Source organism: Cetobacterium sp. ZWU0022, assembly GCF_000800875.1.
GTDB lineage: Bacteria > Fusobacteriota > Fusobacteriia > Fusobacteriales > Fusobacteriaceae > Cetobacterium_A.
Window position 1 is genome coordinate 1 of the sequence record NZ_JRJZ01000149.1, and the last position, 699, is coordinate 699.

The window sequence follows — 699 nt, forward strand, 5'->3', positions numbered from 1 at the left end:
ACTTCTCTCTATTTTTTTTTATAAAAAAATTTAACTAATTTTCCACCTAAGTTATTCTCTAGTTCTTGATTATCTTTAAATTTAAGAAGATTTCTAATAAATGGACTTATCACATTAACTATTAAACATAAAAGTAAAAAGAATATAATTAGTAAGATATAATTCATATTATCACCTCCATATTTATAGGGAGGTTGAGATTGCACTCTCAACCTTTGTAACTACTTTTTTTTACTTTCATACCAAATTATCCATTCCCTAATCTCTTTAGAGATTTCAGGAAGTTTTGCTATAAAAGCTACTAACAAAGCTGTTATCAAGGAATATCACCTCCCTACAATATACATTATATACCGTATACGGTATAAAGTCAAGTTATTTTATTGATTTTAAAAATATTTTTAGTAAAACTTTGCTTCAACTTGAAGCAAAGTCTATTAGTTATTTTTTTGATTTTATAATAATAAAATGTTATAATACTATTGGTTAGAGTGTATTATGACACTTGTCAAAAGTTATAGCTTTTTGCTATAACTTTTTTTAATATTCACTTGAAAATAAAATTGTTTGATGTTCTATATCATCAACTATATATAATTTAGTACCATATTCTACAAATTCAAAATTTTTAGTTTTTAAAATTAAAGTTTTTTCAAATTCAATTGTATCATCTGTTTTTTCTTGTCTATGCTTAACAAA

1 protein-coding gene is annotated in these 699 nt (G+C 23.0%); it reads right to left on the reverse strand.

Annotation, left to right across the window (positions count from 1 at the left end):
* Positions 1-8: 8 nt before the first annotated feature.
* Positions 9-167: a hypothetical protein gene (locus L988_RS13720; protein ID WP_156111958.1), complete on the reverse strand. Its 159-nt coding sequence runs from the start codon at positions 165-167 to the stop codon at positions 9-11.
* Positions 168-699 lie beyond the last annotated feature (532 nt).